The organism is Intestinimonas massiliensis (ex Afouda et al. 2020), from assembly GCF_001244995.1.
Classification (GTDB): Bacteria; Bacillota; Clostridia; order Oscillospirales; family Oscillospiraceae; genus Intestinimonas; species Intestinimonas massiliensis.
On the sequence record NZ_LN869529.1, the window covers coordinates 612,907 to 636,322 of the forward strand.

General features: G+C 63.2%; 19 protein-coding genes. 17 read left to right on the plus strand and 2 right to left on the minus strand.

What is annotated here, in order from left to right; all coding sequences use genetic code 11:
* Positions 1-82: 82 nt before the first annotated feature.
* From BN2154_RS06915 to cls, 16 genes are all read left to right on the plus strand, one after another.
* On the plus strand, positions 83-622 hold the full coding sequence (locus BN2154_RS06915; protein WP_242853711.1) for an ANTAR domain-containing response regulator: 540 nt from the start codon (positions 83-85) through the stop codon (positions 620-622).
* A 132-nt stretch (positions 623-754) separates the two neighbouring features.
* Positions 755-1,594: a diaminopimelate epimerase gene (gene dapF / locus BN2154_RS06920; RefSeq protein WP_050618122.1), complete on the plus strand. Its 840-nt coding sequence runs from the start codon at positions 755-757 to the stop codon at positions 1,592-1,594.
* A gap of 18 nt (positions 1,595-1,612) precedes the next feature.
* Positions 1,613-2,830, plus strand: coding sequence for an LL-diaminopimelate aminotransferase (locus BN2154_RS06925; RefSeq protein WP_050618123.1), 1,218 nt, complete (start codon positions 1,613-1,615; stop codon positions 2,828-2,830).
* 107 nt (positions 2,831-2,937) lie between these two features.
* Entirely contained in the window at positions 2,938-7,488 is a 4,551-nt protein-coding gene (gene gltB, locus BN2154_RS06930) for a glutamate synthase large subunit (RefSeq protein WP_050618124.1), read from the plus strand.
* Positions 7,488-8,948 carry a glutamate synthase subunit beta gene (locus BN2154_RS06935; RefSeq protein WP_050618125.1) on the plus strand — a complete coding sequence of 487 codons (1,461 nt, stop codon included), beginning with the start codon at positions 7,488-7,490 and terminating at the stop codon, positions 8,946-8,948. Before gltB ends, BN2154_RS06935 begins: the two co-directional genes overlap by 1 nt.
* Before the next feature lie 97 nt (positions 8,949-9,045).
* A complete protein-coding gene (locus tag BN2154_RS06940; protein WP_050618126.1) occupies positions 9,046-9,798 on the plus strand; it encodes a GH25 family lysozyme in 753 nt (250 codons plus the stop codon).
* 99 nt (positions 9,799-9,897) lie between these two features.
* Positions 9,898-10,824: a UDP-N-acetylmuramate dehydrogenase gene (murB, locus tag BN2154_RS06945; RefSeq protein ID WP_242853712.1), complete on the plus strand. Its 927-nt coding sequence runs from the start codon at positions 9,898-9,900 to the stop codon at positions 10,822-10,824.
* A gap of 20 nt (positions 10,825-10,844) precedes the next feature.
* Positions 10,845-11,705 carry an RNase adapter RapZ gene (gene rapZ, locus BN2154_RS06950; protein WP_050618128.1) on the plus strand — a complete coding sequence of 287 codons (861 nt, stop codon included), beginning with the start codon at positions 10,845-10,847 and terminating at the stop codon, positions 11,703-11,705.
* Positions 11,706-11,721: 16 nt separating this feature from the next.
* A complete protein-coding gene (locus BN2154_RS06955) occupies positions 11,722-12,783 on the plus strand; it encodes a gluconeogenesis factor YvcK family protein (protein ID WP_050618129.1) in 1,062 nt (353 codons plus the stop codon).
* Positions 12,784-12,796: 13 nt separating this feature from the next.
* Complete coding sequence (gene whiA, locus BN2154_RS06960; RefSeq protein ID WP_050618130.1) at positions 12,797-13,693, plus strand: DNA-binding protein WhiA; 897 nt, start codon at positions 12,797-12,799, stop codon at positions 13,691-13,693.
* A gap of 45 nt (positions 13,694-13,738) precedes the next feature.
* Entirely contained in the window at positions 13,739-13,912 is a 174-nt protein-coding gene (locus tag BN2154_RS15740; RefSeq protein ID WP_154666654.1) for a helix-turn-helix domain-containing protein, read from the plus strand.
* Positions 13,913-13,917: 5 nt separating this feature from the next.
* Positions 13,918-14,526, plus strand: coding sequence for a hypothetical protein (locus BN2154_RS06965; protein ID WP_050618131.1), 609 nt, complete (start codon positions 13,918-13,920; stop codon positions 14,524-14,526).
* Complete coding sequence (locus BN2154_RS06970; RefSeq protein ID WP_050618132.1) at positions 14,510-14,962, plus strand: hypothetical protein; 453 nt, start codon at positions 14,510-14,512, stop codon at positions 14,960-14,962. The genes BN2154_RS06965 and BN2154_RS06970 overlap by 17 nt, the downstream gene beginning before the upstream one ends.
* A 323-nt stretch (positions 14,963-15,285) precedes the next feature.
* Entirely contained in the window at positions 15,286-15,486 is a 201-nt protein-coding gene (locus tag BN2154_RS06975) for a hypothetical protein (RefSeq protein ID WP_050618133.1), read from the plus strand.
* Positions 15,487-15,547: 61 nt separating this feature from the next.
* Positions 15,548-19,015 carry a DNA polymerase III subunit alpha gene (locus tag BN2154_RS06980; RefSeq protein WP_050618134.1) on the plus strand — a complete coding sequence of 1,156 codons (3,468 nt, stop codon included), beginning with the start codon at positions 15,548-15,550 and terminating at the stop codon, positions 19,013-19,015.
* A gap of 46 nt (positions 19,016-19,061) precedes the next feature.
* Positions 19,062-20,603, plus strand: coding sequence for a cardiolipin synthase (gene cls / locus BN2154_RS06985; protein WP_050618135.1), 1,542 nt, complete (start codon positions 19,062-19,064; stop codon positions 20,601-20,603).
* A gap of 51 nt (positions 20,604-20,654) precedes the next feature.
* Here the strand turns inward: cls and BN2154_RS06990 are convergent, their stop codons facing one another.
* Both BN2154_RS06990 and BN2154_RS06995 read right to left on the minus strand, forming a co-directional pair.
* Entirely contained in the window at positions 20,655-21,548 is an 894-nt protein-coding gene (locus BN2154_RS06990; RefSeq protein ID WP_050618136.1) for a putative ABC transporter permease, read from the minus strand.
* Between the two features lie 6 nt (positions 21,549-21,554).
* Positions 21,555-22,091 carry a DUF4364 family protein gene (locus BN2154_RS06995; protein ID WP_050618137.1) on the minus strand — a complete coding sequence of 179 codons (537 nt, stop codon included), beginning with the start codon at positions 22,089-22,091 and terminating at the stop codon, positions 21,555-21,557.
* 180 nt (positions 22,092-22,271) lie between these two features.
* On the opposite strand from BN2154_RS06995, the gene BN2154_RS07000 reads away from it, so the two are divergent.
* Positions 22,272-23,369 (plus strand): DUF3048 domain-containing protein, encoded by a 1,098-nt coding sequence (locus BN2154_RS07000; RefSeq protein WP_050618138.1) that lies wholly within the window; start codon positions 22,272-22,274, stop codon positions 23,367-23,369.
* Positions 23,370-23,416: the final 47 nt, after the last annotated feature.

The following is a 23,416-nucleotide window of genomic DNA, read 5'->3' on the forward strand; positions in this document are numbered from 1 at the left end:
GGCGGTGGCCGGAATACCGTTCGAAAGGTTGACGGAGTGCTGACCCTGTGAGTAACTCCTTGACGCAAAGGAGTGATTGAAAATGGGAATGGAACAAATCATCGTGGCTTTTGAAAGTCCCAAAAGCTGCGACCGGGTCCGGGAGATTGTGGAGAACAGCGGAACGGCCTCCTGTATCGTCTGCCGTTCGGCAGCGGAGGTCAAGCGCACGGTGAACAAGCAGCGCGTCAGCACCGTGGTCTGCGGCTTCAAGCTTCCGGATGAGAGCGCAGAGGACCTGTTTGCGGACCTGCCATCCTCCTGCGCCATGCTGATGGTGGCCGTCCAGAACCTGCTGGATCTGTGCCAGACCGACGACATCTTCAAGCTGGCCTCCCCGGTGAGCCGGGGCGACCTGACCGCCTCCGTGCGGATGCTGCTGCAGATGGGGCACCGGCTGGAGAAGTTCACCCGGCCCCAGCGGAGCGGAGAAGAGCAGGCCATCATCAAGGAAGCCAAGGTGCTTCTCATGGAGCGGCACGGCATGAGCGAGGAGCAGGCCCACCGCTTCCTGCAGAAAAAGAGCATGAACTCCGGGGCCAAGATGGTCCAAACCGCCAAGCTGGTACTAGGCGGCCAATAAACAACATACGATAGATGGGGATTTCCATCGGTCGAAGGACGAGGTTGTCTTTTTGGCGGCAGTCTGGTGATTACTGGCTGCCGCCAATCTGTATATACATTGAGTATCGGCATACGGATCAAGGAGGCAGCCATGCGATTCACAAAAATGCAGGGTCTGGGAAACGACTACATCTATCTGGACTGTACCAAAGAACGGCCGGAGAACGCGCACGAGCTGGCGCGCAGGATATCGGACCGGCACTTCGGCGTAGGCTCGGACGGGCTGATTTGTGTCTGTCCCTCCCGTTCGGCGGATTTCCGCATGGAGATGTATAACGCCGACGGCACTCAGGGGGAGATGTGCGGCAACGGAATCCGCTGCATGGGCAAGTACGTCTACGACCGCGGGATGACGAACAAGACCGATCTGACCATCGAGACGCCGGGGGGCGTCAGGACCCTGCGGCTCCAGGTGGGGAAGGGGCAGGTGGTCTCGGCCACCGTGGATATGGGTGCCCCGGTCCTGGAGCCCGGCCGGATTCCCGTGGTGGCCCGGGGCAGCCGCTTCATCGGCAAGCAGCTTCACGTGCGGGGCAGGAGCTATGAGGTGACCTGCGTCTCCATGGGCAATCCCCACGCGGTGGTCTTCGTGCCGGATGTGGAGCGGCTGAATCTGGCGGAGATCGGTCCGGCCTTTGAGCGGCACGCCATCTTTCCCCACCGGGTCAACACGGAGTTTGTGCAGGTGGAGGGCCGCAGCAGCCTGCGTATGCGGGTCTGGGAACGGGGCAGCGGCGAGACGCTGGCCTGCGGTACCGGGGCCTGCGCCAGCGTGGTGGCCGGCAGTCTGACCGGCCGTTCCGAACGAACCGCCACGGTCCGGCTGCGAGGCGGAGAGTTGGATGTCCGCTGGGATCAGGAGGACGGCCACGTCTATATGACCGGGCCCGCCGTCACAGTATTTGAGGGCGAGTGGCCCGAGAAAATGTAAGGAGAGAGGAAGGGACCTATGACAGCCATCAACGAGAATTTTCAAAAGCTGCCCGGCAGCTATCTCTTTTCTGAGATTGCCCGGCGGGTGGCGGCCTATGAACAGGAGCACCCCGACAAAAAGCTGATCCGCTTAGGCATCGGAGACGTGACCCGCCCCCTTCCGGAAGCGGTGACCGCCGCCATGCACAGGGCGGTGGACGACATGGCCACCGCCGGGGGCTTCCACGGCTACGGCCCGGAGCAGGGCTACGACTTTCTGCGGGAGGCCATCGCCCGGTGCGACTATCAGGCCCGGAACGTGGATATCCAGCCCGGTGAGATCTTCGTCTCCGACGGGGCCAAGAGCGACTGCGGCAACATCGTGGACCTGTTTGCACGGGAAAACAGGGTAGCGGTCTGCGACCCGGTGTACCCGGTGTATGTGGACACCAACGCCATGGCCGGCCGGGCCGGGGACTACGACGAGGCCGCCGGCCGCTGGACCAACCTGATCTACATGCCATGTATAGCGGAAAACGGCTTTACACCCGCCATCCCGGAGGGAAGGGCCGACATGATCTACCTCTGTTTCCCCAACAACCCCACCGGCGCGGTGGCCACCCGGGTACAGCTTCAGGCCTGGGTGAATTACGCCAACGCCAACGGCTCGGTGATCCTGTTCGACGCGGCCTACGAGGCGTTTATCACCACCCCCGGCATTCCCCACAGCATTTTTGAGATTCCAGGCGCGGAGACCTGCGCCATTGAGTTCCGCTCCTTCTCCAAGACCGCTGGCTTCACCGGTACCCGCTGTGCCTATACGGTGGTGCCCAAGGCGCTGGAGCGGGGCGGGGCCAGCCTCAACAGCCTGTGGAACCGCAGACAGTGCACCAAGTTCAACGGCGTGCCCTATGTGGTCCAGCGGGGCGCTGAGGCGGTCTACTCCGACGAGGGCCGGGCGCAGGTCCGGGAGACCCTGGACTACTACTTGAATAACGCCCGGGTCATCCGGGAGGGCCTGACGGCTGCCGGGCTCACCGTCTCGGGCGGGGTGGATTCCCCCTATGTGTGGGCCAGAACGCCCGCCGGCATGCCATCCTGGGACTTTTTCGACCGGCTGCTCCGGCGGGCCAATGTGGTCACTACTCCGGGGGCCGGCTTCGGCCCCAGCGGTGAGGGCTACATCCGCCTCACCGGCTTCGGCGAGGCAACCGCCACCCAGGAGGCGGTCCGGCGCATTAAGAGCGCGCTTTAATCGGATAGCAAAACGTACAACGGGGTACGGGCGTTGGGTGGCAGAAGGTGGCCGCCCGGCGCGCGTGCCCCTATTTTTTGATTCTGACCCGGAAAGGGGCTTTGTACATGCAAGAGAACAGACAAGAAGGCTATCGACAGCGGGGCTTGTACGATCCTGCCTTTGAACATGACGCCTGCGGCATCGGAGCCGTGGTGGACATCAAGGGCCGCAAGAGCCATCAGACCGTGGACGACGCCCTGAAGATCGTGGAAAAGCTGGAGCACCGGGCCGGAAAGGACGCCGAAGGCAAGACCGGCGACGGCGTAGGTATCCTGCTCCAAATTTCGCACAGGTTTTTCTCTAAGGCTGTGAAGGGATGGAATTTTACCCTTGGAGAAGAGCGGGATTACGGGGTCGGCATGTTTTTCTTCCCACAGGACAGCCTGAAGCGCAGCCAGGCCAAGAAGATGTTTGAAGTCATCGTGGAGAAGGAGGGCATGGAGTTCCTGGGCTGGCGGGCGGTCCCGGTCGAACCCGGCATCCTGGGCACGAGGGCGCTGAATAAAATGCCATGCATTGAGCAGGGCTTCGTGAAGCGGCCGGAGGGCGTGGCGCAGGGCCTGGATTTTGACCGGAAGCTCTACGTGGCCCGGAGGGTCTTTGAGCAATCGGGTGGGGACGGCACCTATGTCTGCTCGCTGTCCAGCCGTACCATCGTCTATAAGGGCATGTTCCTGGTCCATCAGCTCCGGCGGTTTTACCCGGACCTTCAGGACCAGGATTACCAGTCGGCCATTGCCCTGGTCCACTCCCGGTTTTCCACCAATACCAACCCCTCCTGGGAGCGGGCCCACCCCAACCGGCTCCTCCTTCACAATGGAGAGATCAACACCATCCGGGGCAATGCCGACCGGATGCTGGCCCGGGAGGAGACCATGTCCTCCCCTCTGCTGGACAGCGACATGGACAAGATCCTGCCCGTCATTAACGAGGCGGGCTCCGACTCCGCCATGCTGGACAACACTCTGGAGTTCATGATGATGGCCGGCATGGACCTGCCCCTGGCGGTCATGGTGGCTATCCCCGAACCCTGGAGCAACGATAAGACCATTTCCCGGGCCAAGCGGGATCTGTACCAATATTACGCCATCCTGATGGAGGCGTGGGACGGCCCGGCCTCCATCCTGTTCTCCGACGGCGACGTGGTGGGCGCGGTGCTGGACCGCAACGGTCTGCGCCCCTCCCGGTACTATGTCACCGCCGACGACAAGCTGATTCTGTCCTCCGAGGTGGGGGTGCTGGGTCTCCCCGCCGAGCGCATCGTCACCAAGTCCCGGTTGCAGCCCGGCAGGATGCTGCTGGTGGATACCCGGCAGGGCCGCATCATAGGGGATGAGGAGCTGAAGGCCTCCTACGCCGCCCGGCAGCCCTACGGCGAGTGGTTGGACAAAAACCTGGTTCATCTGTCCGACCTCAGCATTCCCAACCACCGGGTGGAGATGAGCTCCAAGGAGCAGCTCGCCCGGCTGCAGAAGGCCTTTGGATATACCTACGAGGACGTGCGCAACACCATCCTCCCCATGGCCCGCACTGGCGCCGAACCCACCGCCGCTATGGGCATTGACATTCCCCTGGCCGTCCTGGATCAGGAGGGGCAGCCTCTGTTCAACTACTTCAAGCAGCTCTTTGCTCAGGTGACCAACCCGCCCATCGACGCCATCCGGGAGGAGGTGGTCACCGATACCACCGTCTACATCGGGGATGACGGCAACCTGCTGCAGGAGAAGGCAGAAAACTGCAAAGTGCTTCAGGTCCGCAATCCCATCCTCACCTCCACCGACCTGATGAAGATCCGCCATATGAAAAAGCCCGGCTTCCATGTGGAGACGGTTTCCATCCTGTATTATAAGAACACCCCCCTCAAGCGGGCGCTGGACCACCTGTTTGTGGCGGTGGATCGGGCCTACCGCAACGGGGCCAACATCGTCATCCTCTCCGACCGGGGAGTGGACGAGAACCATGTGGCCATCCCGTCCCTGCTGGCGGTGTCCGCCATCGAGCAGTATCTGATCCGCACCAAAAAGCGTACGGCGGTGTCCATTCTCCTGGAGTCCGCCGAGCCTCGGGACGTCCACCACTTCGCCACGCTGCTGGGCTATGGCGCTCGGGCCATCAACCCCTATCTGGCTCAGGAGACCATCGTGGAGCTCATTGAGGAGGGCCTGCTGGACAAGGAGTTCCACGCCGCTGTGGCCGACTACAATTCCGCTGTCCTCCACGGCATTGTGAAGATCGCCTCCAAGATGGGCATCTCCACCATCCAGTCCTACCAGTCCGCCCAGATCTTTGAGGCGGTGGGCATCGCCCGGGACGTCATCGACGTGTATTTTACCAACACCATCTCCCGGGTGGGCGGCATCGGCCTGAGGGAGATCGGCGCTCTGGTGGACAAAAACCACGCCAGGGCCTTCGATCCCCTTGGCCTGGGCACCGACCTGACGCTGGACTCCCTGGGGGCCCACAAGGCCCGGGCGGGCCACGAGGACCACATGTATAACCCCCAGACCATCCATCTGCTCCAGGAGTCCGCCCGACGGGGAGACTACGGGCTGTTCAAGCAGTACACCGCACTGGTGGACGATGAGCACAAGCCCCACACTCTGCGCGGCCTGCTGGACATCAAGTACGCCGAGAAGCCCATCTCCCTGGACGAAGTGGAGGGTGTGGATTCCATTGTCAGGCGCTTCAAGACCGGCGCCATGAGCTACGGCTCCATCTCCCAGGAGGCCCACGAGTGCATGGCCCAGGCCATGAACCGGCTGGGGGGAAAGTCCAACTCCGGCGAGGGCGGCGAGCGGCCCGAGCGCCTGGGCACGGACCGGAACTCTGCCATTAAGCAGGTGGCCTCCGGGCGGTTCGGCGTCACCAGCGAGTACCTGGTGTCCGCCGACGAAATCCAGATCAAGCTGGCCCAGGGGGCCAAGCCCGGCGAGGGCGGTCACCTGCCCAGCCAGAAGGTCTACCCCTGGATCGCCAAGACCCGCTACTCCACCCCCGGCGTCTCCCTGATCTCCCCGCCGCCTCACCACGACATTTACTCCATCGAGGACCTGGCCCAGCTTATCTACGATTTGAAAAATGCCAACCGCAGGGCCCGTATCTCGGTGAAGCTGGTCAGCGAGGCAGGGGTGGGCACCATTGCCGCCGGCGTGGCCAAGGCGGGGGCACAGGTGGTGCTGATCTCCGGCCATGACGGCGGCACCGGCGCCGCTCCCCGCAGCTCCATCCACGGGGCGGGCCTACCCTGGGAGCTGGGTCTGGCCGAGACCCACCAGACCCTAATGGAAAACGGCCTGCGCTCCCGGGTGGTGCTGGAGACCGATGGCAAGCTGATGTCCGGGCGGGACGTGGCCATCGCCTGTATGCTGGGCGCGGAGGAGTTTGGCTTTGCCACCGCGCCTCTGGTCACCATGGGCTGCGTCATGATGCGGGTGTGCAACCTGGACACCTGCCCCGTGGGCGTGGCCACCCAGAACCCGGAACTGCGTAAGCGGTTCAAAGGGAAGCCGGAATATGTGGTCAACTTTATGCGCTTCATCGCCCAGGAGCTGCGGGAGCATATGGCCCGGTTGGGTGTGCCCACCGTGGACGAGCTGGTGGGTCGCACCGACCTGCTTCAGGTCCGGGAGCACGCCGTCAACGGCCGGGCCGCCACCGTGGACCTGTCCGTCCTGCTTGAGAATCCCCTCCACGGCACAGGGGTGAAGGAGCACTTTGACCCGGCGGACGTCTACGATTTCCACCTGGAGGATACCGTGGACCTGAAGATTCTGGAGAAGAAGCTGAAAGATGCCCTGGAGAAGGGGGAGAAAGCCTCCATTGAGATCCCTGTCTCCTCCACGGACCGGACGCTGGGGGCCATTCTGGGCTCCGACATTACCCGGCTTCACGGCAGCGCCCTGGCGGAGGACACCCTCACCGTCAAATGTACCGGCGGCGGCGGCCAGTCCTTTGGCGCCTTCATCCCAAAGGGGCTCACCCTGGAGCTGGAGGGCGATTCCAATGACTACTTCGGAAAGGGCCTCTCCGGCGGCAAGCTGGTGGTCTATCCGCCCAAGGACAGCCCCTTCCCGGCAGAGGAGAACATCATCATCGGCAACGTGGCCCTGTACGGGGCGACCTCCGGCAAGGCCTTCGTCTGCGGCGTGGCGGGAGAGCGCTTCTGCGTGCGCAACTCCGGCGCCACCGCCGTGGTGGAGGGCACCGGCGACCACGGCTGCGAATACATGACCGGCGGCCGTGTGGTGGTGCTGGGCCGCACCGGCAAGAACTTTGCCGCGGGCATGTCCGGCGGGGTGGCCTATGTCCTGGACGAGGACCGGGACCTCTATATGCGGCTGAACAAGCATCTGGTGTCCATGGATCTGGTGACGGAGAAGCACGACATCTCCGAGCTCAGGACACTGATTCAGGAGCATGTAGCCGCCACCGGCTCTCGGCGGGGTATGGAGATCCTGACCGACTTCGACCGCTATGTACCCCTGTTCAAGAAAATTCTGCCCCATGACTATGACCAGATGCTGCGCACCATCGCCCAACTGGAGGAGAAGGGCATGAACCGGGACCAGGCCGAAGTGGAGGCCTTTTATCGGAACACGAAGGGAGGGGAGCAGTAATGGGAAAACCCACCGGATTTATGGAATATCAGCGCCGGGGCAACCCGGCCCAGGCTCCGCAGGAGCGCGTCCAGCACTTTGACGAGTTCCACCCGCGGCTGGGCCGGGAGGAGCGCCGGCGGCAGGGAGCCCGCTGCATGGAGTGCGGCGTCCCCTTCTGCCAGTCCGGCTCCGTCCTGAACGGCATGGTTTCCGGCTGTCCGCTGCACAACCTGATCCCCGAGTGGAACGATCTGATCTATACCGGCAACTTCGGACACGCCGTCCAACGGCTGCTCAAGACCAACAACTTCCCCGAATTTACCGGCCGGGTCTGCCCGGCCCTGTGCGAGGCGGCCTGCACCTGCGGCCTCAACGGCGAAGCGGTCACCATCAAGGAAAACGAGCTGGGAGCCATTGAAGACGCCTGGGAAACAGGGCTTATCCGGCCCCATCCGCCCAAGGTCCGTACCGGCAAGCAGGTGGCGGTGGTGGGCTCCGGGCCCTCCGGCCTGGCAGCGGCCGACCAGCTCAATAAGCGGGGCCACACGGTCACCGTCTTTGAGCGGGCGGACCGGATCGGGGGACTGCTGATGTACGGAATCCCCAACATGAAGCTGGAAAAGCAGATCATCCAGCGGCGGGTCGATCTGATGGCCGCCGAGGGAGTGAACTTCGTCACCGGCGTGGACGTGGGGAAGGACAAGCCGGCCAAGGAGCTGCTGCGGGACTTCGACGCGGTGGTGCTGTGCTGCGGGGCGGGCAATCCCAGGGATTTGTCTGTGCCAGGAAGAGGTGGAAAGGATATTTACTTTGCGGTTGATTTCCTCAAATCCACCACCAAGAGCCTCCTGGATTCGCAGCTCAAGGACAAACAATATCTCTCCGCCAAGGGCAAGCGAGTGGTCATCGTGGGCGGCGGCGACACGGGCAACGACTGCGTGGGCACCTGCATCCGACACGGCTGTAAGTCGGTGGTCCAGTTGGAGATGATGCCCAAGGCGCCGGACTGCCGGACCGAACACAACCCCTGGCCGGAGTGGCCCAGGGTGTGTAAAACCGATTACGGCCAGGAGGAGGCCATCGCTGTCTTTGGACGGGACCCCCGGGTCTATCAGACCACCGTCACCGAGTGCGTCCGGGACGACCAGGGTCGCCTCACCGCCCTCCAAACGGTGAAGCTGACGCCGGACCTGAAACCGGTGGAGGGCAGCGAATCCACCATGCCCTGCGATCTGCTGCTCATCGCGGCGGGCTTTTTAGGCTGCGAGAGCTATGTACCGGAGGCCTTCGGCGCGGCCCTGACCCCCCGGGCGGCGGTGCAGACCGAGGCGGGAAGGTACGCCTCTAGCGTGCCCCGGGTGTTCACTGCGGGTGACATGCACCGGGGCCAGTCCCTGGTGGTTTGGGCCATCCAGGAGGGGCGAGCCGCCGCCCGGGAGGTGGACGAATCCCTCATGGGCTATACCAACCTGGAGTGAGAGCACCTCTTCGAATGGGCCGCAGTTTGCGGCCCATTCGCCATTTTATGGTTGCACTGGGCCGCCGTGTGCTTTATCATGTTGCCTGGTGATTGGATTGCGACGAATTGGGATGTGCTTCAAACGACTTCTGCTTGGGCTGCTGGCGCTGTCGGCGGTGTGCTCCGTGACTCTGGGCATGATGCGCTGGCAGGGCTATCTTTTACTGCCCCAAGAGGCCGACCCGCCTGCCTGGAAGGTCTTCGGCGTGGATGTGTCGGCCTATCAGGGCCGGATCGACTGGCAGGACCTGCGGGAGCAGGGGGTGGATTTCGCCTTTATCAAGGCCACGGAGGGCAGTTCGCTCCAGGACCGCTACTTTGCCGACAACTGGGCGGCGGCTCAGGCGGCGGGGGTACGTGTGGGCGCCTACCATTTTTTCAGTTATGACAGCCCCGGCGAGACCCAGGCGGATAATTTTCTCTCCATGGTGCCGGTGACGGCGGGGGCTCTGCCCCCGGTGGTGGACATCGAGTTCTATGGGGACAAGCTCCAGAATCTGCCCCGGCGGGAGGATGTAAAGGCGGTGCTGGACCCGTTGCTGGCCCGGCTGGAGGAGCACTATGGCGTGAAGCCGATCTTGTATGTCACCTATCGCTCCTACCGGCTGTATATCGCCGGCAGGGACTACCGGGACTATCCCCTGTGGTTCAGCAGCCCCGTGGTGTCCCCCATCGGCAAGGGCTGGGATTTTTGGCAGTATTCCCACAGCGCCAGCCTGACGGGCTATTCCGGGCCGGAGGCGTGCATCGACCTGAATGTGTTCCGGGGCAGTATGGAGGAGTTCCGGCAGTTTGGATGCCCGGATTGAGTGAAATAGGCGGAGGCAGTTTTCTTGCCTCCGCCTATTCTATTTCCCGGCGGATTCTGGTATAATGACTTAATAATATGGACCGCTGTGTCCTGTCGTATGGAGGTCATTATGGATATCTACGCCAAGCTGACGGAGGACCTGCAAAAAGCCTGCCCGCCCCTGGAGCTCCGGGAAAACGAGCCGATGGCCCGCCACACCACCTTCCGCATCGGCGGACCTGCCCGGCTGATGGCGCTGCCCAAAAGCGGCGCGGAGGCACAGGCCGCGCTCCAGGCCGCCGCCGGCCTGGGTGTGGAACCGATCTTCGTGGGCAACGGCAGCAATCTGCTGGTGGCCGACGCCGGGTTGACAGGCTTCGTGGTCAAGGCGGTGGATGGACTGGGCGAACTGCGCTGTGAAGGAAACTCCCTGTACGCAGGCGCGGGGGTGCTGCTGTCCGCCCTGTCCGGCTTGGCGCGGGATCACAGCCTTACCGGGCTGGAGTTTGCCCATGGGATTCCAGGCTCGGTGGGGGGCGCCGTCACGATGAACGCGGGGGCGTACAACGGGGAGATGGGCGCGGTGGTGCGGGAGGTGGACTGCCTGGAGGCCGATGGCACCCGCCGCACGCTGTCCGGGGACGAGCTGGCGTTCTCCTACCGGCACAGTGCCTTTTCCGACGGGAGGCGCTTCATTCTGGGCGCCCGGATGGAGCTCACGCCGGGCGACCCGGTCAGCATCCAGATGCTGATGGACGATTTCGGCAACCGGCGCCGCCACAAGCAGCCCCTGAACCTGCCCAGCGCGGGCAGTACCTTCAAGCGGCCGGAGGGCTATTTTGCCGCCGCCCTCATTGACGAGTGTAAGCTCAAGGGGACCACCATCGGCGGGGCCCAGGTATCCAAAAAGCACGCCGGATTCCTGGTGAACGCGGGCGGGGCCACCTGCTCCGATGTGCTGGCCCTGGTGGACCTGGTACGAGAGACCGTTCTCCGGGAGACCGGCGTGGCTCTGGAGCTGGAAGTCAAGACTCTGGGTATCTGAGAGAAAAGAGGACCCCTGCTATGAAATTTATCCTGATCTCCGGCCTGTCCGGAGCCGGAAAAAGTAAAGCCGCCTCCTTTCTGGAGGATATGGGCTACTACGTGGTGGACAACATGCCCGCCGCGCTGATCCCCAAGTTTGCGGAGCTGTGCATGGCCTCGCCGGGCCGGTACGACAAGGTGGTGCTGGTCACCGATATCCGGGGCGGGCAGACCTTCGACGGCCTGTTCGACGCCTTGGACAAGCTCCACGACATGGGCTGCGACTACAAGATCCTCTTCGTGGAGGCGTCGGTGGAGGCCATCATAAAGCGCTATAAGGAGACCCGGCGTAACCATCCGCTGTCCAAGACCGGCCGCTCCCTGGAGGAGGCCGTCCAACTGGAGCGGAGCGCCCTGGAGCCGGTCCGGCAGCGGGCGGAGTACATTGTGGATACCTCGGCCCTGCCCACCGCCAAGCTGCGGGGGGAGATGCTCCGGCTGTTCGGCAGCGGCGATACCGCCTCGGCCATGAGCGTCTCCGTCATCTCCTTTGGATTCAAGTACGGCATTCCCATCGAGGCCGACCTGGTCTTTGACGTGCGGTTTTTGCCCAACCCCTACTATATTGCCGAGCTGCGGCACCAGACCGGGCTGGACCAGGGGGTGTGGGATTTTATCTTCGGCTACCAACAGACCCGGGACTTCATGAAGCACCTGGAGGGTCTGATCGGCTTTCTGCTGCCCCTGTATGTGGAGGAGGGCAAGACAGCCCTCGTCATCGGGGTGGGCTGTACCGGCGGCCACCACCGCTCGGTGGCTATCACCAGGGCTCTGGCGGAATTTATCCGGCAGAAGGGCTACAGCGCCGCAGAGAACCATCGGGACATGACCAGGGAATGACCCAAGGAGGAGCCATATGACCGAACTCTACGGCCGGAACGACCGGCGCTGGGAGCTGGGCCCGAAGATCACCGCCATCGGCGGCGGTACCGGATTGTCCACCATGCTCCGGGGATTGAAGAACTATACCCGCAATCTGACCGCCGTGGTCACCGTGGCCGACGACGGCGGCGGCTCCGGCGTGCTGCGCCAGGACCTGGGGATGCCCCCGCCGGGGGACATCCGCCACTGCATGGAGGCCCTGGCCAACGTGGAGCCCGTCATGGGAGAGCTGCTGTCCTACCGCTTTCCCAAGGACTCCGGCGCCTTGGGCGGCCAGTCCTTTGGCAACCTGATCCTGGCCGCGCTGAACGGCATCTCCCCCTCCTTCGATCAGGCGGTGGCCCGGATGAGCGAGGTGCTGGCCATCACCGGCCGGGTGCTTCCGGTGACCAACGAGAACATCCAATTGGAGGCCACCTTTGAAAACGGCAGCCACGTGGTGGGGGAGTCCCGCATCTTCCAGTTCAAGAAGGAGCAGGACTGCCGCATCGGGCATGTCCGGCTCCTGCCGGAGCATCCCCCGGCCCTGCCCGCCACCCTTCAGGCCATCGACGAGGCCGACCTCATCCTGCTGGGGCCCGGCAGCCTCTACACCAGCGTGATCCCCAACCTGCTGGTGGACGGCGTGTCGGAGGCCATCCGGCGCTCGGACGCTCTGAAGGTGTATATCTGCAACATTATGACTCAGGACGGGGAGACCGAGGACATGACGGCCTCCGACCATGTGGCGGCGCTGCTGGCCCACGGAGGGACAGGTCTGGTGGACGTATGCCTTTGCAACTCCGCTCCGGTGCGCCCCGGATTGCTGGAGCGCTACCGGGAGGAGGATGCCGTGCCCATCCGGGTGGACCGGGACAGGATCGAGGCCATGGGGGTGGAGGTGGTGGAGCGCCCGCTGGCCTCCGAGACCTCGGACTATGCCCGGCATTCCATCGCCCGGCTGTCCGCCGCCGTTATGGAGCTCTTCGGGGAGCGGGCCGTCCGGGTGGCCCCGGACCGGGAGTGGGAACGGGGCGCCTATATCCTGGAGGAGTGAAAGGAGGGACGGTATGTCCTTTTCTGCGCAAGTCAAAGAGGAGCTGTGCCGGACCCCGCTGTCCCGCCGGTGCTGCGCCCGGGCGGAGGCCTACGGAATCCTCTTGTTCTGCCACAGCTTTACCGCCGCTGAGATCAAAATCGTCACCAGCGCTCCGGTCTTTGCCAAGCGTCTGCCCGCCCTCTTCCGCAAGGCGTTCAAGGTGGACTTCGACCGGAGCCCCGAACCGGCCGAGACCGGGAAGCGGATCTTTCTCATTACGGACCCGGGGAAGCTGGCGGCCATCCGGGAGGCCTACGGCTCCGACCCGGCAGTGAGTCTGGCCAACCACATCAACTTTGCCGTGCTGGAGGAGGACCACGACCGCGCGGCCTTTCTGCGGGGGGCTTTTTTGGCGGGGGGGTCGGTGAACGACCCGACCAAGAGTTACCACCTGGAGCTGGTGACCTCCCATTACAGCGTGAGCCGGGAGCTGGCGGCCCTGCTGCCCGAGGCCGGCTTTGAACCCAAGCAGACCACCCGGAAGTCCAACTATGTCACCTATTTCAAGCCCAGCGAGACCATCGCGGACTTTTTGACGGCCGTCGGGGCCCCGCTGGCCGCCATGGAGGTCATGAACGCCAAGCTGGAGAAGCATCTGCGGGGGAGCGTGAACCGCCGGGTGAACTGCGACTCGGCCAATCTGGACAAGGCGGTGGACGCCGCCCTGCTCCAGGTGGAGGCCATCCAGCGGTACAGCGCCATCCACGGGCTGGACGCCCTGCCGGACAAGCTGCGGGAGACCGCCCGGTTGCGGGCGGAGAACCCGGAGCTCACCCTGGCTCAGCTCGCCGCCCTCTGTGACCCGCCGGTGACCAAGTCCTGCCTCAACCACCGTCTGCGCAAGCTGATGGAGCTGGCGAAAGAGTAGAATACGGCGGCGGGGCGCAGAGCGAGCGGCAGCGAGCCGCGCCTTTTGGCGCGTCAAATGCCGAAGGCGTTTCCGCAGGGCGGATTGATTCCGCCCGAGGAAGTGAAAGAAAAGGGGCCCCCACAGAATGCGGAGCATTCTGTGGAGAGACACCTGCCGGTGACAAAATCCTGCCTGAACCACCGGTTGCGCAAGCTGATGGAACTGGCGAGGGGGTGAGAGGCATGGTTGGTCAATATGAGTTTTACAGTCCCGATGTGCTGGATGCGGTTCGGCGGAAACTCACCAGGCGGGTGGAGGAGGAAAATGCCGGTCTGGCCTCTTGGCGGGCCGCAGAGAGCCAGTCCGAGTCCTGGAAGGGCCAGATCAAACTGGATTGGCGGGAAGAGAAGTTCACGCTGCGCTACTCTGAACAAATAAAAAGCAGCGGAAGCTGTGTTGGATCCGATACCTATACGGGAATAAGGGGCGGGAAACTTTTCACCGGGGCCTCCCTGTTCGCTGGAGTTGGTATGCGGCGGGAAGTCTCCTTCGGCAACCCGTTTCAAGGGGTGCTGATACCGGTACCCGACGGGGGAACAGTCATTCAGGGGCGGTTTACCCTGTCCTGGGCGGCCCGACTGCTCCTCTGGGGCGTACTTTTGCTGTGCCTCGGCATAGGCTGGTGGATGGAGGTGCCCCTGGCCTTTCTGGGCGCTCTGCTGTGCATGTATCAGATCGTCCGGGGCGAGGTGCGGGCCGACCAATGCCATGGGTCCGAGGGGCTGCTGCAAATGCTGAATGAGGTGGCGCAGGGGCGCGAGGGGGATACGGCCGGTGGAACGGGAGTTTAACAGCGCTTTGCCGGAGGCGGACATCCGGGCGCGCCTCCGGGCCAAAACCCGGCCCTGGTCCCGGGCCGATCTGTGGACGGCCCGGAACACCTTCTTCAGCCGGGCGGGCGGGGGCGGAGAAATCCGTCTGGCGAAAACCGCCGCCATGCGGGGCTATGTCTACGCCGATATCTGCATGGCCCCCCTGGAGACTGGGGGCACGGCCCTGTCCGTGACCATGGACGTGCCCAAGACCCTGTATGCGGCCGATATCGGTGTCTGTATGTTCTTCGCGGTCCATCTGGCCCTGAGCCTCGCGTTAGACGGCTGGCCCTATGTGCTTTTACACGGCTTGCGCTATGTGTGTGTGCCGGGGCTGTTTGTCTGGACGACACATAGGGCTCGGCGGCATTTGCCCGAGCTGGCGGCATTTATCAAGGAAAACCTGCTTGATTGACGCGGGCGGAGAGATGGACAGGTTCCAGAGCTTGGATGACGGCCACAGTCCGCACCGGCATTGAAGGAGCGGGCCGGGCCCTCGGGAAGGGGATGCGGAATGGAACGTGAATTTGAGCTGTCTTGTTCCCGGGAGGAGTTTTTGGACCGCGTCCGGCGGCATGTGAGTCCCCGGAATACCACGGCGCTGCCGCGGGGGATTCCGTATTATGAGGAGCTGTCCGCGTCGCGTGTACCAATGGGAGGAGAGGGAGCCTCTACGACCTCTATCTCACGCCTCAGCACAACGAAACTCTGCGGGTCCGTGTCTGCGGGGCGGAAAAGGTGTTAAAGTCTTCCGGTATCCTCTACTACCTGCCGTATCTGGTGTTCGCCCTGCTGTTCTGGTGGGCGGACCCCTTTCCGGGTTCGGCCCTGCTGTCCCTCCTGATTCTTGGTATGGGCGTGTGGGGCGGAGGGCAGGATCTGGTTTACCAAAAGAAACTGCTTTTGCTCCTGCGGGAGGAACTGGGGCTCCCCCTGTGAGGCAGGGCCCAACAAGTTTTGAATTTCATGTGATTTGATCGCGCCATGAGGAGGCCCTACCATGTCCTTTGTCCATCTCCACGTACATACGGAATATTCCCTGCTGGACGGCGCCTGCCGCATCCCCAGGCTCATGGAGCGGGTCAAGGCGCTGGGTCAGGAGGCGGTGGCGATCACCGACCACGGGACCATGTACGGCGTGGTGGACTTTTACAAGGCGGCCAAGGCGGCCGGCGTGAAGCCCATCATCGGCTGCGAGGTCTATGTGGCCCCCCGCACCCGCTTCGACAAGGAGCACGACCGGGACAAGCACCCCTACCACCTCATCCTGCTCTGCCGTAACGAGGAGGGCTACCGCAATCTGAGTCACATGGTGTCCCAGTCCTATACCGAGGGCTTTTACGTCCGGCCCCGCATCGACAAGGAGCTGCTGAGGGCCCACAGCGGCGGCCTCATCGCCCTGTCGGCCTGCCTGTCCGGGGAGGTGCCCCGGCTGCTCCTGGGGGGCAACTACGACGCGGCCCGGCAGGCAGCGCTGGAGATGCGGGAGCTCTTCGGGCCGGACAACTACTATCTGGAGCTCCAGGACCACGCCCTGCCTAGGGACCGGGAGCTGATCCAGGGGCTGGTGCGGCTCCACGAGGAGACCGGCATCCCGCTGGTGGCCACCAACGACGCCCACTACCTGACCCGGGACGACGCCGAGATGCAGGACGTGCTCATGTGCATCCAGATGGGCAAGACGGTGGACGACCCCGGACGGATGCGGATGGAGACCCAGGAGCTTTACGTCAAATCGGAGGAGGAGATGCGCGCTCTGTTTTCCGACTGGCCCGAGGCGGTCGAAAACACCGCACGGATCGCCGACGCCTGCCAGGTGGAGTTCGAATTCGGAAAATACCACCTGCCGGAGTTCAAGCTCCCGGAGGGGTACACCGACGGGGACGCCTACTTTGAAAAACTGTGTCTGGACGGTTTCCGCCGGCGCTATCCCGAGGAGCCGGAGGACTACCGCCGGCAGCTACAGTATGAGATGGACATGATCCGGAAGATGGGGTTTGTGGATTACTTCCTCATCGTTTCGGACTTTATCGGCTACGCCAAGCGCAAGGGCATTCCGGTGGGGCCGGGCCGCGGCTCGGCGGCGGGCTCCATCGTGTCCTACTGCCTGAACATCACCGACGTGGACCCCACCAAGTACGGTCTCTATTTCGAGCGGTTCCTGAACCCGGAGCGGGTCACCATGCCCGATATCGACATCGACTTCTGCATCCGGCGGCGGCAGGAGGTCATCGACTACGTCTGCCGGAAGTACGGCTCTGACCACGTGGCCCAGATCGTCACCTTCGGCACCATGGCGGCCCGGGGAGCCATCCGGGACGTGGGCCGGGCCCTGAACTTCCCCTACGCTGAGGTGGATAACATTGCCAAGCAGGTGCCCAGCGGACCCAACAACCTCCACATCACCCTGGACGAGGCCCTCAAGCTGTCCAAGCCCCTGCGGGAGCTGTATGAGGGGGACACCCGGGTCAAGACCCTCATCGACACCGCCCGGAGCATCGAGGGGATGCCGCGTCACGCCTCGACCCATGCCGCCGGCGTGGTCATCACCCGCCTGCCGGTGGCGGACTACGTGCCCCTGGCCAAGAACGACGAGTCGGTGGTCACCCAGTACACCATGACCACCCTGGAGGAGCTGGGCCTCCTGAAAATGGACTTCCTGGGCCTGCGCAACCTGACTGTCCTGGACGACACCGTCCGCATGGTACGGGAAAAGGAGCCGGACTTCCGCATGGAGGCCATCCCGGACAATGACCCGGCGGTCTTTCAGATGCTGTCGGAGGGGCGGACCTCCGGCGTATTCCAGATGGAGTCACCGGGTATGACGGGGGTGTGCGTGGGACTGAAGCCCCAGAACATCGAGGACATCACGGCCATCATCGCCCTGTACCGCCCTGGTCCCATGGACTCCATCCCCCGGTTCATCGCCTGCAAGCACGACCCCAGCCTGGTCCGCTACAAGCACCCTCTGCTGGAGCCAATCCTCTCCGTGACGTATGGGTGCATCGTCTATCAGGAGCAGGTCATCGAGATTTTCCGGAAGCTGGCGGGCTTTTCCCTGGGGCAGGCCGACATGGTCCGCCGTGCCATGTCCAAGAAGAAGCGGGCCCAGATCGAGAAGGAGCGGGGGGCTTTCATTTACGGCGACGCCGAACGAAACATTTCCGGATGTATCGCCAACGGCGTTCCGGAGCAAACTGCCAAGGACATCTACGACGAAATCAACGACTTTGCCAACTACGCCTTCAACAAGGCACACGCGGTCTGCTATGCCATTGTCGCCTACCAGACCGCCTGGTTCAAGGTCCACTACACCCGGGAGTATATGGCGGCTCTGCTGACCTCGGTGCTGGATTCCCAGGCCAAGGTGGCGGAGTACATCACCGAGTGCCGGGACAACGGCATCCAGCTCATGCCGCCGGATATCAACGAATCCGGCGCCGACTTCACCGTGGCGGGGGAGTACATCCGTTTCGGTCTGGTGGCGGTGAAGGGGGTGGGCCGCGGCTTTATCAACGGCCTGCTGGAGGAGCGGGAAAAGGGAGGACCCTTTACCTCCTTCCCGGATTTCTGCCAGCGCCTGATCGACAACGATATGAACCGGCGGGTGGTGGAGAGCCTCATCAAATGCGGCGCATTCGACAGCATGGGCTATCGGCGCTCTCAGCTTCTGCAGGTCTACGGTCCGGTCATCGACAGCATCGCCCAGCAGCGCCGCAAGAACCTGGAGGGCCAGTTCGACCTGTTCGGGGGAGGGGGGGCGGAGGAGAGCGCCCTGCCGGAGCTGGTACTGCCCAATATCCCGGAGTTTACCCGGCACGAGCGGATGACCATGGAGAAGGAGACCACCGGCCTCTATCTCAGCGGCCACCCCATGGACGAGTACCGAGAGGCGGTCAAGCGGGCCCGAGCCGTCCCGATCGGGGCGGTCATGGCGGACTTTGCCCGGGAGGATGGGCCGGAGACCTACCGTGACGAGCAGCGCCTCACCCTTGCGGGGGTGGTGTCCGCCTCCAAGACCAAGACCACGAAGAACAACACCCTTATGGCCTATGTTACGCTGGAGGACGACACCGGCTCCATGGAGCTACTGGTCTTTGCCCGCGTGCTGGGAGAGTGCGGCAGCTATCTCAAGGAGGGCATGGCGGTAGCGGCCTCTGGGCGTATCTCTGTGCGGGACGAGAAGGAACCCCAGATGCTGGTCGACTCTGTGCGGCCCCTGGGGGATGACGCCGGGGCCGTGCCGGAAAAGCCGAAGGGAAAACGGCTTTACATTCGACTGGCCAGCCAGGCGGACCCCCTGTTCCGGCACATCCAGCTTTTGCTGGTGATGTTTCCGGGAGAGGAGCCCCTGAAGATCAAGCTGGTGGACACCGGCCAGTGGATGACCCTGCCCTGCGTGGTCCATCCGGCCCTGGTTCGGGAACTGCGGGAGCTGCTGGGGGAAGAGAATGTGGTGCTGAAATGAAAGCTCTGGTGTGCCGTCCGCCGGACAGAGGAGGGGAGGGAAGGACATGAAAAAGCTGGTATCTCTGCTGTTTCACCGGGTGGTTCTGGTGGCGGTGTTTATCCTGATCCAGATCGCGGTGCTGCTGGTGATGATCCTGCGCTTCAACAGCTACTTCGTTTACTTTTACTGGCTGTGCGTGGCGGTCAGCATCCTGGCTGTGCTGTGGATTCTGGGGAACCGGAGCGACCCGGCCTATAAGATCGCCTGGATCGTGCCCATCCTGATCGTCCCCATCTTCGGCGGACTGTTCTATATCATGTTTGGAGGAAACCGCCTGAGCAGCCGCACCCGGCGGCGGATGCAGGGGCTGGAGCGGAAGATGGAGGAGGTTCTCCGACCGGATTTCCAGGCCGATGAGCTGCTGCCCATTGGGGAGGACGCCGTCCACCAGGCCCGTTATCTGGAGCATATGGCCCACTGCCCCGTCTACGGCAATACGGTGACGGAGTATTTTTCGCTGGGCGAATTCTGCTTTGCGCGCATGATCGAGGAGCTGAAAAAGGCGGAGCGCTACATTTTTGTGGAGTATTTCATCGTCGAGGAGGGCGAGATGTGGAACGCCATTCTGGATATCCTCAAGGAGAAGGCGGCCCAGGGGGTGGACGTGCGCTTGCTCTATGACGATATCGGCTCCATGTTCACTCTGCCCCGGGACTACGCCAGGGACCTGGAGGCCAAGACGGGCATCAAGTGCTGTGTGTTCAACCCCTTTGTGCCTATCCTGACCATCCGGCTGAACAACCGGGACCACCGGAAGATCATGGTCATCGACGGCAAGGTGGGCTTCACCGGCGGCATCAATCTGGCCGACGAGTATATCAACGCCAAGGTGAAATACGGCCACTGGAAGGACAGCGCCATTATGGTCCGGGGGGATGCGGCCTGGAGCATGGCGGTCATGTTTCTGACCCTCTGGGACGACGTGCGGGAGACCCTGACGGAGGACTATGACCAGTTCCGGCCGGTCTGGGCTCCCGGCGAGAAGCCGGAGGGCACCCAGGGCTTTGTGCAGCCCTATACTGACAACCCCCTGGATGGGGAGGCGGTGGGCCAAAGCGTCTATCTCAACCTGATCAACAAGGCCCGCAAGTATGTCTATATCACCACGCCCTATCTGATCGTGGACAACAGCATGAACAACGCCCTGTGTATCGCCGCCAAGTCCGGTGTGGATGTGCGTATCATGACCCCCCACATTCCCGACAAGAGAGCGGTCTTTGAGCTTACCCGGTCCCACTACGAGCCCCTGTTGGAGGCCGGGGTGAAAATCTATGAATATACCCCTGGCTTTGTCCACGCTAAGAACTTCGCGGTGGATGACGAATATGGTACGGTGGGCTCCATCAATTTGGACTACCGCAGCCTGTTCCTCCACTTTGAAAACGGCGTCTGGCTGTGCAGCGACCCCAGCGTGCTGGATATCAAGGCGGATTTTCTGGAGACGCTGGAGCAGTGCCAGCCGGTGACGCTGGAGCAGTGCCGGGCCCTGCCCTGGTGGCGGACGCTGTTCCGCTCGGTGCTGCGGATGTTTGCCCCGCTGATGTAGGAAAAAGAGCGGACCGTGCCATGCACGGTCCGCTCTTTTGAATCAGCGGGGTTAATGCCTTTTTGCGGCCTGCCGCTCTGATTTGCGCTGGGCCTTGGCCGACCGGATACGCTCCTTCAACTGGGTGCCGGCGGCGCGCACATCGTCCAGGGTGTACCGGCGGGAGGTCATGTGGGCGTAGCGGTTCCGGAACCGGCGGCTGTGCCGCTCGGCCTTGGCCAGCAGTTCGTCGTAGTTATCCATCAGGCTGTCCAGCCGCTCAGTTACGGGCGCGGGCAGGCTTTCCCGGGCCGCGTTGAGCTTCCGGCGCAGGGCTTCGCCGGCCTCCGCGATGTCGTCGCCCAGGTCGGCTCTGGCCAAGGCCAACTGGAGCCGCAGCTCGTCGCCGGCGGACTGGAGACGGTCCATGGCCTTGGTCACCAGGGCCAGCTTGCGGATGGTGGTGACGGTATCCACCAGCAGCAGGGTGAGGGTGGAGCCGCACAGAAGGTAACGCACCCAGTCGGGGATGGCGTGCATCAGCCGCGCCACCGGTGGGTGAATGAGAAAGACGGCGATGTAGGACATAATGCCCCAGAAGAGGCTGACCGGCAGGCAGACCCGGCCCTTGATGTTGAACCGGATGTGGCTGTAGTCCCAGTATTTGATGTGTGTGGTGGTCTCCAGGAACCAGCCTACAAAGTATTCCCAGGCGGTCATGACAAAGACGGCCACAAAGTAGAATACTACCAGGTTGTCCTTGAAGGGGGCAAAAAAAAGGATCATCAGGAGAAAGCCAACGCCGTAGATGGGGCAGACCGGGCCGTAGAGAAACCCGCGGGGCACATAGTGCCGCTCACAGAAGGAGCAGTAGCAGGTCTCCCAAATCCAGCCGCAGAAGGAGTAAAAGATGAAATAGAGGAACAGTTGGGTGATGGGATAGCCCAGCAGCAGCGGTTCCGTCACGGGGGATCACTCCTTTTCGTCGAAATCGGTGAGCAGCACGTCCAGCACGCCGTTGTAGACCTGCTCCGGGTGGGTCTTGAACTGGTCAGCCAACCGGTTGGCCTGCTGCTCGGTGGCGGCCAGCAGCTCCAGGGTGAGCAGGTTGCCGTGCTCGTCATCCAGGGCCAGGCGCAGGGTATAGGTGCCGTCGTCCCGCAGAATGCGCTCGGCCCGGACCTGGGCGTCCCGCCGGAGCTGGCCGTTGAGCCGGGCCACATTCTTGTCGCACTTGACCCGGACCGAGTAGGGCAGGCTGCTCTCACAGATGCCGCCGTTGCGCTTGCCCTTTTCGGTGATGGCGTAGCGGTCATCTGCACGGGTGAGGTGGTCGGTGTCCACCAGCTCGGCCACGGCCTCGGCGAAGTCGAAATAGTCCACGCCCTCGTCGCACAGGGTCAGGTCGGTGAGGGTGGGCAGGTCGATGGGGGCGGCGACCCGGGCCATGATATAGAGGATGAGGAACTTGATATCCAGCTTGTCGTGGATGAAACCAAACCGAGGCATGGTATATCCTCCCTTCGATGCGATTGCTGCACAATTTATCATTATACCGGAAGAAGGCGCGTGGAACAAGGGGTAATTTGCACAGCAAGCGGCGGGCCCGGCGGGGGGCATTCCACCGCTTGACACAGATGCCCGGACAGAGGTAAGATGAGAGAAAGTTTACGCGATGGAGGACCTGACATGAGAAAGAAACTGCTGTCGCTCAGTCTGGCGCTGCTGCTGGCCCTGACGGCCTGCTCGGGCTCGCAGGCGGAGGGCACCCCGGCGCCGTCGCCCGATGCCGCATGGACCCCCGCCGACGAGCCAGCCCAGGTCCAGCCAGTCGAAACGCCGGAATACGAGGGGCCCTGGAATCCGCTGACCGGGATGCCCATCTCGGAGGAGTGGGTGGACCGGCGGCCGGTGGCAATCATGCTCAACAACCTCAAGGCCGCCCTGCCGCAACTGGGGCAGTCCAAGGCGGATATCATTTATGAGTGCCTGGCCGAGGGTGGGATTACCCGAATGCTGGGGGTGTATCAGAGCGTAGAGGGGGTAGGGACCATCGGCTCGGTTCGCTCCTCCCGGCCTTACTACCTGGAGCTGGCTCTGGGGCATGACGCCATCTATCTCCATGCCGGCGGCAGCGAGGATGCCTACGCCAAGATTCGCTCGTGGGGCGTGGATGCGCTGGACTGTGTGCGGGGCCCCTATGAGGGGAAGAGCGCCGGGTCCAACCTGTTCTGGCGGGATGCGGGCCGGCGGAAGAACAACGGCCTGGAGCACAGCGTGGTCACAACGGGCGAGGCGATCCAGACCTATCTCCCCGCCTCCATCCGCCGGGACCATGAGGAGGGCTATTCCTATCCGCAGAATTTTGCCGAGGATGGGGCCCCAGCGGGAGGAGAGGCGGCGGGCACAGTGACCGTGCCGTTTTCCAGCTACAAGACCGGTGTATTTACCTACGATGTGGACAGCGGGAGGTATCTGGTCGAGGAATACGGGAAGGCGTACGTGGACGGCGACACCGGCGAGCAGGTGGGCGTCACCAATGTCCTGGTCCTCCGTACGGCCTGCAAGGCCACGGGGGATAGCCTGGGTCACATCACCGTGGACCTGACCGGCGGGGGAGACGGTTGGTTCGCCTGCGGCGGAAAGCTGATCCCCATCTGCTGGAGCAAAGCTGACCGGAACAGCCCGCTTGTCTATACGACGGCCGACGGCCAGCCCCTGGTGCTGGGCCAGGGCAGTACATATGTGAACATCATTCCCAGGGAGAACGAGATCACCTGGGAATAGGACAGAAAACCCCCGCCGGTCTGGCAGCAGACCGGCGGGGCTTTTGG

What these genes read in the sequence shown, in the direction of transcription:
- BN2154_RS06915 (WP_242853711.1), top strand. Translation starts at nt 83, where the DNA reads ATGGGAATGGAACAAATCATCGTGGCTTTTGAAAGTCCCAAAAGCTGC.
- dapF (WP_050618122.1), top strand. Translation starts at nt 755, where the DNA reads ATGCGATTCACAAAAATGCAGGGTCTGGGAAACGACTACATCTATCTG.
- BN2154_RS06925 (WP_050618123.1), top strand. Translation starts at nt 1,613, where the DNA reads ATGACAGCCATCAACGAGAATTTTCAAAAGCTGCCCGGCAGCTATCTC.
- gltB (WP_050618124.1), top strand. Translation starts at nt 2,938, where the DNA reads ATGCAAGAGAACAGACAAGAAGGCTATCGACAGCGGGGCTTGTACGAT.
- BN2154_RS06935 (WP_050618125.1), top strand. Translation starts at nt 7,488, where the DNA reads ATGGGAAAACCCACCGGATTTATGGAATATCAGCGCCGGGGCAACCCG.
- murB (WP_242853712.1), top strand. Translation starts at nt 9,898, where the DNA reads ATGGAGGTCATTATGGATATCTACGCCAAGCTGACGGAGGACCTGCAA.
- rapZ (WP_050618128.1), top strand. Translation starts at nt 10,845, where the DNA reads ATGAAATTTATCCTGATCTCCGGCCTGTCCGGAGCCGGAAAAAGTAAA.
- BN2154_RS06955 (WP_050618129.1), top strand. Translation starts at nt 11,722, where the DNA reads ATGACCGAACTCTACGGCCGGAACGACCGGCGCTGGGAGCTGGGCCCG.
- whiA (WP_050618130.1), top strand. Translation starts at nt 12,797, where the DNA reads ATGTCCTTTTCTGCGCAAGTCAAAGAGGAGCTGTGCCGGACCCCGCTG.
- BN2154_RS06965 (WP_050618131.1), top strand. Translation starts at nt 13,918, where the DNA reads ATGGTTGGTCAATATGAGTTTTACAGTCCCGATGTGCTGGATGCGGTT.
- BN2154_RS06980 (WP_050618134.1), top strand. Translation starts at nt 15,548, where the DNA reads ATGTCCTTTGTCCATCTCCACGTACATACGGAATATTCCCTGCTGGAC.
- cls (WP_050618135.1), top strand. Translation starts at nt 19,062, where the DNA reads ATGAAAAAGCTGGTATCTCTGCTGTTTCACCGGGTGGTTCTGGTGGCG.
- BN2154_RS06995 (WP_050618137.1), bottom strand. Translation starts at nt 22,091, where the DNA reads ATGCCTCGGTTTGGTTTCATCCACGACAAGCTGGATATCAAGTTCCTC.
- BN2154_RS07000 (WP_050618138.1), top strand. Translation starts at nt 22,272, where the DNA reads ATGAGAAAGAAACTGCTGTCGCTCAGTCTGGCGCTGCTGCTGGCCCTG.